The sequence below is a fragment of the Pseudoalteromonas sp. Isolate6 genome (assembly GCF_022398435.1).
In the GTDB taxonomy this organism is placed as follows: domain Bacteria; phylum Pseudomonadota; class Gammaproteobacteria; order Enterobacterales; family Alteromonadaceae; genus Pseudoalteromonas; species Pseudoalteromonas galatheae.
The window spans coordinates 1-8,327 of sequence record NZ_JAKEVK010000202.1 but is presented as its reverse complement, the minus strand read 5'-3'; the positions used below and the strand labels follow the sequence as shown (position 1 = coordinate 8,327).

At 44.1% G+C, this 8,327-nt stretch carries 7 protein-coding genes and 2 pseudogenes; 6 read left to right on the top strand and 3 right to left on the bottom strand.

Translation table 11 applies throughout. The annotated features are described in order from the left end of the window. The first annotated feature begins 109 nt into the window (after positions 1-109). From L1D50_RS19245 to L1D50_RS19225, 4 genes and pseudogenes are all read left to right on the top strand, one after another. Positions 110-400, top strand: a complete 291-nt coding sequence (locus L1D50_RS19245; RefSeq protein ID WP_128728917.1) for a helix-turn-helix transcriptional regulator — start codon at positions 110-112, stop codon at positions 398-400. Next, positions 390-1,739: a type II toxin-antitoxin system HipA family toxin gene (locus L1D50_RS19240; protein ID WP_138524317.1), complete on the top strand. Its 1,350-nt coding sequence runs from the start codon at positions 390-392 to the stop codon at positions 1,737-1,739. The genes L1D50_RS19245 and L1D50_RS19240 overlap by 11 nt, the downstream gene beginning before the upstream one ends. Before the next feature lie 48 nt (positions 1,740-1,787). Further along, positions 1,788-2,905, top strand: a pseudogene (locus L1D50_RS19235) (hypothetical protein). 1,172 nt (positions 2,906-4,077) lie between these two features. Next, positions 4,078-4,410: pseudogene (locus L1D50_RS19225) on the top strand (DUF3427 domain-containing protein); the annotation flags it as partial. 18 nt (positions 4,411-4,428) lie between these two features. Here L1D50_RS19225 and L1D50_RS19220 read toward each other — a convergent pair. Both L1D50_RS19220 and L1D50_RS19215 read right to left on the bottom strand, forming a co-directional pair. Beyond that, complete coding sequence (locus L1D50_RS19220; protein ID WP_235956505.1) at positions 4,429-4,974, bottom strand: hypothetical protein; 546 nt, start codon at positions 4,972-4,974, stop codon at positions 4,429-4,431. Positions 4,975-5,103: 129 nt separating this feature from the next. Further along, positions 5,104-5,964, bottom strand: a complete 861-nt coding sequence (locus L1D50_RS19215) for a YicC/YloC family endoribonuclease (RefSeq protein ID WP_128728690.1) — start codon at positions 5,962-5,964, stop codon at positions 5,104-5,106. A 153-nt stretch (positions 5,965-6,117) separates the two neighbouring features. Here L1D50_RS19215 and rph point away from each other — a divergent pair, with 153 nt between their 5' ends. Continuing rightward, positions 6,118-6,831 carry a ribonuclease PH gene (rph, locus tag L1D50_RS19210; protein ID WP_010377321.1) on the top strand — a complete coding sequence of 238 codons (714 nt, stop codon included), beginning with the start codon at positions 6,118-6,120 and terminating at the stop codon, positions 6,829-6,831. A gap of 21 nt (positions 6,832-6,852) precedes the next feature. Continuing rightward, positions 6,853-7,497, top strand: a complete 645-nt coding sequence (gene pyrE, locus L1D50_RS19205) for an orotate phosphoribosyltransferase (RefSeq protein WP_128728689.1) — start codon at positions 6,853-6,855, stop codon at positions 7,495-7,497. Between the two features lie 100 nt (positions 7,498-7,597). On the opposite strand, the gene L1D50_RS19200 is transcribed toward pyrE, so the two are convergent. Next, a partial coding sequence (locus L1D50_RS19200) for a response regulator transcription factor (RefSeq protein ID WP_345773974.1) occupies positions 7,598-8,327 on the bottom strand: 730 nt, incomplete at its 5' end.

Genomic DNA, 8,327 nt, shown 5'->3' with positions numbered 1-8,327 from the left:
GCTTTATCGAGTGGTTTTTCAACATATTATTTATTATGGATACAATAATGTCCATTTTCTGCTTTATTTCGCTATAATAGATATAACTGTATCCATTTGGTTTTTGCGGATGAATTTTACCTTACTTGATGATACCGATGTAAGCCAAGCTTATGCGGCTTATTTGCGTGAGTTACGAAAGCAGGCAAAACTGTCACGATCTGCATTGGCTGAGCGAAGCTGTGTACCTGCGGCCACCATTAAGAAGTTTGAGCTAACTGGGCAAATTTCATTTCGCCAATTGTTGTTGCTCTGGCAAACCCTCGACTCATTGGATAGGCTTTATCAGCTCACACAATCTAACAAAGAGCGCGCTACAATGCCCTCTAGTATTGATGAGGTGCTAAAAGATGAGTTTTAAACCCATTCAAAAACTCATGGTAACTCGTAGATTAAGCTCAGGTGAGCAGGTTGCTGTAGGGGTCTTGGCGCAGAATCGGCAAGGCGTTTTTTTTCAGTATGCAGACAGCTATTTGCAGCAGTTTGGCAATTTATCACCTTTTACTTTGCATTCGAGCACACAAGTTCAAGTCGCACCTAAAGCGCCGCATCAAGGTGTACATGGCGTATTTGGAGATTGTTTGCCCGATGGCTGGGGCATGCTGTTGCAAGATCGTATTTTCCGGCAAAAGGGCATCCTGCCTAATCTATTAACGGCGATGGATAGGTTAGCCTTTGTCGGTGATAAAGGCATGGGAGCGCTGTCTTTTTCTCCAGTGTCTGAGTTTTCAACCACGACGAACGCTAACATTGATTTAGCTACTTTAGGCTTAGAAGCGCAAACGCTGTTCGATTCTTCAATGTCAGATTATATGGATGATAATCACGATGAGTTAGATGGACATACTCAGCAGGTACTGGCTGCATTAGTCGCGGGTGGTAGTTCGGGTGGGGCAAGGCCAAAAGCGCAGATTTATATGCCTGCTGGGGAAACTCAGTATTGTCGAACCTTTGCTCAGCCTAGAGATGAGGCTTGGCTGATTAAATTTACCTCGAAGAATCTCGCGCTCGGCCATGAAGAAGGTTTGTGTGAGGCGGTTTATTTACAAATGGCAGAACTTGCTAAGTGTCAACCGCCGCAATGGCAACTCATTGAAGCACCACCTACAAGCGGTGCGTCTGCCTGGTTGGCGCTTAAGCGTTTTGATTATGTCACGGAGCAGACCAATTTAAGCGGCAATCGCAGTTCAGGTCGCCTGCATATGCACAGCGCTTGCGGGCTGCTGGATGCAGACTTTAGAACGCCAAGTTTAGATTACATTGATTTAATTAAAGCCAGCCGTCAGTTGTGTAAATCGCCTGCGGCTGGACAACTACAATTTCGCCGTGCCGTTTTTAACCTGCTGTCGTCTAATCAAGACGACCACAGTAAAAACTGGGCGTTTTTGCAAGTGGATGACGGTCAATGGGATCCTGCCCCTTTTTACGATGTTACCTACAGCCCACACCCATTTAACGAACACGCCACTGCGTTCGGAGGTTATGGCAAAGCGCCACCACTTAAAGTGATGCAAAAACTAGCGACCAGTGCTGGTTATGGGAGTTGGCATGATGCAAGGCAAGTCATTGAAGAAGTTGCAGAAGCCATCAGTCAATTTACTTATCTTGCACAGCAGCAAGGGATCAGTAAAACGACAGCATCTGCGATTACTAAAACACTGGAGCAGCGCAAACAAGAAAATGCAGCGCTTTTTCAATGACAGTAAAACAAACTTTTCAATTCACAAAAAATACATAGCAAGGTCATCGTGAGCGAATATCAATACTATAAATTTGAGCGTCTGGATGGGTATTTAGATGCTAAAGCACGTCAAGCACTCAGAGCCATTTCAAGCCGTGCCGAGATCAGCGCTACGTCCTTTCAGGTGTATTACACCTACAGTGATCTAAAGGCAGAGCCTTTTGAGCTGATGTTAAAATACTTTGATATCGGCTTTTACTATGCCGATTGGGGATCAATCGATGCCTACATCAAGCTACCAGCAGGAACGCTCCCTGAAGCTTTACTTGGCTTTTCAAGTGATGGTCTTCATGTTCACGAAAACGATGATTGGCAGTTGCTGATCTTTTCCCTTGAGGAGTATGACGAGTATTTTGACGATGAGCATGCTGACGACTTTTTCCAGCATTTAGCCGCTTTACGCAGCGGGTTAATGCAAGGGGATTGGCGCCTTGTGTACTTTATGTGGCTCAAAGCGTTTGATTTTAATGATGACGTTGAACGAGTGCCGTTAGTTCAATTCGATTTTGAGCACCTCAGTGAAGAGGTGCTGGCGTTTGCAGCGCTGTATGATATTCCTTTAGCATTGGTTAAGGCACTCGCCATGGTGCTGAACGCACAACCCAGTCACCAAGCCAAACAAATCCAGTTTCAGTTTGATACATGGCTCCATAGTCTCTCAGAAGCAGAGAAAGACATGCTATTACGCGCGCTGTTTGAGCAAGGCCAGTTAACCCGTCACCAAGCCTTAGCGCTGGCGCGAAAAGAACCTATCAACACAGACGAGATCTATCAATACTGGTTAACCACCGAGGTAGTTTCCCCTTTCATTGAGCAAGCGCAAAGTCAATTACAGCAAGAGCAAGCCGCAGCTCTCGCAAAAAATTAGCCATCGAAAAAGCAGAAAAAGAAAAAGTGTTGACGGATGTTTACAATCGGCGTGAGCACTACTGGCAGCAAGCACAAGAGCAAGCGGATCGAACTTGCGCCAGTGGTTACGATGCGGCATCACGCTATCTGCATCAGCTGTGTGAGGCCTATCAGTTCAAAGCGGATGAAGCGGCGCTTGAACAACGCTTTAAGCGCTTTGTTGTGGCGAATAATAGCCGTAAAGCACTTTTAAATCGTTTGAGTGATTTGCTTTAAACGATGAGGCTATAGGTCGGCCAAATGACGTGAGTAAAAAATATCATTCAGTTTTGATTGGTTGAAAGCTTGTATGTCCGCCTTTAGGTCTACAGATTGTTACCCATAAAGTCACTTTGTGTAGACCTCCAACCTCTGCATTCCCCCGTTCGGTAAAACGCATAGACGAGTACTCAACTTGCTTTGCACACTTTATCGTGCATAAAAGTGTAATATTTTGCATTTTTATGCGCTTAAATGTGTTGTTGCGTTCTAATTGAGCAAGACCTTCCCTTTTTTACAAGGCTTTTGGCACTCATCCCTGGGCTTTTGGGCTTTTGGGCTTTTGGGGCTTTTGGGGTTTTTGGGGCAGTTTGGGCAAGACCTTAATTCACGTCACTTAGCCACACCCTAACCCTGCCCACAGAGCATTTATTATTTGGGGCACTATCTACAAACTGGGGCAAACTCCTAAATGAACTCAACAGATCAGTGAGGCTTATTTGGAAAAAATAGAAACGATGAACCCAACTACACAATCACCCACAAACTCAGTACATTCAGCGCGTCAGCAGCGGATTTTGCGCTTGCCTAAGGTCGCAGTCCATTTATGTTCTTTACTTGTTTGCAGAGATACTTGCTGAGAATTTCCGCGATACATTCGGATTGGCGTGCGACGTAGCTGTAACTTTAGTTATGGTAACGCCATTATCCTTAGACGTAATTTTAAGCTTGTTTATAAATATTAAGAGCCAGATTGGAGAGCTAGCTATTAGCTTAATGCATGACTACGCTCGCTTAATTGGGTTGGTTTTAAACGTGCGGGTGGTAGAGGTGTTAATGGCTAAAAAGCGCTTAAAGAATCAAACCGCACTTTTCACTGAATGCGAGAGCGTGTAAATTTATCTTTCATAATTAAAGGAATAGCAGTACTTATGAATCAAACTGGCATTTATGAGCAAATAATCACTAACTTGATCACGGGTCGCCTCAATAAAGAGCAATTCTACATTGGGGAGCGTGTGCTTGAACAAGCCGAAGCTGCAATATGGCTATCTCGGTTTCTAAGCAGGATCATTGAGTATGCGGTTAATTGCTTGCCTGCCGGAGACGACCAATTACAGCGTCAAATTGAGTTATCAAATCAATTGATATTATGGCTTAAAGATAGGGTCCGAGAAGATGAATTCTTCGATGAAAACGAAAAGCAGTTTTCGCCCACTACTATGTATCACGACTACGCGATAAATGAACAGCTTTTCCATTGGCAAAGCCAAAACTCAGCAAGGCCTGATTATGGTAGAGGTCTAGACTATGTCACTCACAAAGCAAAGGGTAAGCGACTTTTTCTGTTTGTTAGAGAGCAAGCAAAAGACGAATTTGGCAAAACCATAGGATTTGTTAATTTTGGCGAAGTTGACTATGTATCGCACATTGGTAGGCAGCCCATGAACATCACTTGGCAGTTGCGAAATACCATGCCGGCATTTATGTGGAAACAGGCGGCTAAGTTAGCAATGGCTTAGCAGGTTGATATTGGAGCGTTAGCTTAATAAAGCGAGCATTTCCTTAATTGGCCAAATACAGTCTTTTTGTCCTTTAACCATGCAAGGGCGTTCAGCTAACCAGGCGGCAGTTCTATAAGGCGAACAATCCATGATGTTAATTTGGTCGAACCAAAGTTGATGTTCTATATCGCCTTTCATTTGATTCATCGTCCCTTGCACACTACGGTTATTGGCTTTGGCGATTGTTAGCGGGCCGAGTAATGAAGCTGCTTTTTGTAATTGCTGGTTAGTTGCACCTACTTTTAGCAAGGTATTCATAAAGCTATCAGCAAATAGAAAATCTAACTTTGCAAAATCTGGTTTGGTGAGACCAATAATAAATACCGGAAAGCGGGTTTGATTATGCATCAGGAGCACACAGTTTCTGCGTTGTATTGTGAGCAAATTAGCATGCCAATCTGACAAAGGGTGAGTGTTTGGCGGGCTTAAATCAGTCAGCTTTGTATCGGAACAAGTGGGTATAACTCCTTCATTGACAGGGAGCTTTGCAATGAGTTTTTGTGTACAGAACAGGTTAATCATGCAGTTGCCTTTTTATTCTAATGACAGTTGAAGTTTAGCGAAACTATGAAGGTTAATATACTTCATAAAATGAACCCAATAAAAAACCGCCGAGAGGCGGTTTTTCAAAGCTGATAGAATATCGGTGTGTTATTCAATATTTTGGATCTGCTCGCGCATTTGCTCAATTAGAACTTTAAGTTCAACGGCGGCGTTGGTGATGTCGCTGTTGATTGACTTTGAGGCTAGGGTGTTAGATTCGCGGTTGAATTCTTGCATCATAAAGTCTAAACGACGGCCACAAGCGCCTCCTTTTTTTAGGATTTTGTGGGTTTCTTTGACGTGTGACTTGAGGCGGTCGAGTTCTTCTGCAACATCTTGCTTTTGCGCAAGGTAAATCAGTTCTTGCTCTAGGCGGCCTTCGTCGATATCGGTTTTTAGTTCTTCTAATTTTTGTGAAAGTTTTTCACGTTGCCACTTAGTGACTTCAGGCATGTGGCCTTCAACGATGGCAACTTGCTCTAGAATACCGTCAAGACGAGTAGTGAGCATGGTTTCTAGGTTTTCGCCTTCACTTGCTCGTGCAGCTTTAAAGTCTTCTATTAGCTCATCAAAGCCACCTAACAGTTCGCTGTTTACGGTGTCTAAGTCGACTTCTTCGGCTTCCATTACGCCTGGCCAGCGTAGAATATCTACAGGATTAATATCACCGCCGCTTTGTGATTGTAGCCACTTTGCGCTTTCAACAAGTTGCTTTGCAAGCGATTCGTTAACGGTTAGTTGGCCAACGTGCGCAGGATTTGCGGTGAACTTTAGGAATACTTCAACTTTGCCGCGTTGTAGGTGTTTACGCAGGCGTTCACGTATTACTGGCTCTAAGCCTCTAAATTGTTCTGGTGCGCGGATAAAGGTTTCGAGGTAGCGTTGATTAACTGAACGAATTTCCCAAACCCCAGTGCCCCAGTCACCTTTCACTTCTTTGCGGGCGTAGGCGGTCATACTATGGATCATATAAAGTCCCTAAATTAGCTTGGTTTAACTGAGGCATTATAGCCGAATTTCCACACAGCCCTAAAGTGAATTTTATTTTTAGTCGGATCGCGTGGCATAGTCTCTATGATCCCTTTATAATGTACGGCAAATTTTGATGATGGGGGAACGTGGATGCGTCCAAGCGAAAGAACTGCAAATCAGATCAGGCCGGTTACATTTACTCGTAACTATACAATGCACGCTGAAGGCTCAGTAATGGTAGAGTTTGGTAACACAAAAGTGTTATGTACGGCTTCTGTAGAAGCAGGTGTGCCTCGCTTTATGAAAGGTCAAGGCAAGGGCTGGATCACCGCAGAATACGGTATGCTTCCGCGCTCTACACATACGCGCAACAACCGTGAAGCGGCGCGTGGCAAACAAGGTGGCCGCACCATGGAGATTCAACGCTTAATCGCGCGTGCACTTCGTGCCGCAGTTGATTTAAAAGCGTTAGGTGAGAATACTATTACTATCGACTGTGATGTAATTCAAGCGGACGGTGGTACACGTACGGCGTCAATTAGCGGTGCTTGTGTGGCATTGGTAGATGCACTAACGCACATGCGTGCCAAAGGCATGATCAATGTAAACCCATTAAAGTTTATGATAGCGGCAATCTCGGTTGGGGTTTATAAAGGTCAGCCAATTACCGATCTAGAATATCTTGAAGATTCAGAAGCCGAAACAGACATGAACGTTATCATGACTGAAACTGGCAAACTGATTGAAGTACAAGGTACTGCCGAGGGTGAACCTTTCTCGTTCGATGAGCTAGACGAGTTACTTGGTCTGGCGAAGCACTCAATTCGTGAGATCATCGATCTACAAAAACAAGCGTTAGCGTAATCAACACTCAGTAGGAAAGACATGAAACAGTATCAAAAAGAGTTTATTGAATTTGCCTTAGAAAAGCAGGTGCTTAAGTTTGGCGAGTTTACGTTAAAGTCTGGCCGTACTAGCCCTTATTTTTTCAATGCAGGCTTGTTTAACACGGGTCGTGATCTGGCCCGTTTAGGTCGCTTCTATGCTTCGGCATTGGAAGATGCTGGTATTGAGTTTGATGTGTTGTTTGGCCCAGCGTACAAAGGTATTCCTATCGCGACAACGACTGCGGTCGCGCTTGCCGATCATCACAATAAAGACGTGCCTTACTGCTTTAATCGTAAAGAAAAGAAAGAGCACGGTGAAGGCGGCAACTTAGTGGGTTCAGCGCTTGAGGGCCGTATCATGTTAGTTGATGATGTGATCACCGCAGGTACTGCGATTCGGGAGTCAATGGAAATCATTGCCGCTAACGGTGCAGATCTTGCCGGTGTATTAATCGCCTTGGATCGCCAAGAAAAAGGTAAAGCTGAACTTTCTGCTATTCAGGAAGTTGAGCGCGACTTTAGTACTCAAGTGGTGTCCATCGTGAAATTGGCTGATCTGATCACTTACCTTGAGCAACAAGGTGGTATGGATGCGCATTTAGACGCTGTTAAAGCATACCGTGATAGTTACGGTGTAGCGTAAGACCTATGGTTTTCTGCTAATGGCTAGCACTATGCTAGCCATTTATTTACTTCTCTTTTATCTTGGTTTGATTGTGCACCTGAACTCATCGGTGTTAAATTTAATTCAAACTCACTATCGGTATATGGCGTAGCGCCCAATTAGCAAGTTCAACACGGTTGCGTGAATTGGTTTTTTTAAACGCGCTATAAATATGCGTTTTAACAGTGTGACTGCTGATGTTTAGTCTATCCGCAATATCTTCGTTTTTCGCGCCAGCAGCAATAAGTTTGATCACAGATTTTTCTCTGCCGGTAAGCATATTTAACTCTTCACTACTTAAGATGATGTCGCTGTTAGGCAATGCTTGTGGCATGGCGGCAATCAGTTCACTAAATGCCTCTGAAATAGCACTACGACAAAACCAAAGCTCTCCTTTGAGCACGCTACTTAACCCTTGAAATAACGTCTCTGGTGGGGCGTTGCGATAAAGTATACCTTTCACATTGCCGAGTAATGCGGTTTTCTCATTTACACTTTCTTGAACCGCATTGAAAAGTACAACCTTGTGCTTCGCTGCTAACAGTTTTACTTCAGCACTGATAAGCTCATTGCAATCTCGGTGCTCTGTATCTACCAAAAATAACGCGGTTTGTTCACGCAGCTCAAGATCTGGTAGTCGAGTATCAACTTTGACTGTATGCCCGAGCGTCTCGAGTACTTTAATAAGTACGGTGTAGTTTGCAGAGCCTGTGTTGGCTCGAGCATGCGTCAGAATAAAAAATGCTCTGTCTTGCCATGCTAGTGGATTGTTAGAATATTCCTTTACAAACATTGGAGTAGTACATCCT

Coding starts and splice junctions, on each gene's coding strand:
- L1D50_RS19245 (WP_128728917.1), top strand. CDS start 110: ATGAATTTTACCTTACTTGATGATACCGATGTAAGCCAAGCTTATGCG.
- L1D50_RS19240 (WP_138524317.1), top strand. CDS start 390: ATGAGTTTTAAACCCATTCAAAAACTCATGGTAACTCGTAGATTAAGC.
- L1D50_RS19220 (WP_235956505.1), bottom strand. CDS start 4,974: ATGATTAACCTGTTCTGTACACAAAAACTCATTGCAAAGCTCCCTGTC.
- L1D50_RS19215 (WP_128728690.1), bottom strand. CDS start 5,964: ATGATCCATAGTATGACCGCCTACGCCCGCAAAGAAGTGAAAGGTGAC.
- rph (WP_010377321.1), top strand. CDS start 6,118: ATGCGTCCAAGCGAAAGAACTGCAAATCAGATCAGGCCGGTTACATTT.
- pyrE (WP_128728689.1), top strand. CDS start 6,853: ATGAAACAGTATCAAAAAGAGTTTATTGAATTTGCCTTAGAAAAGCAG.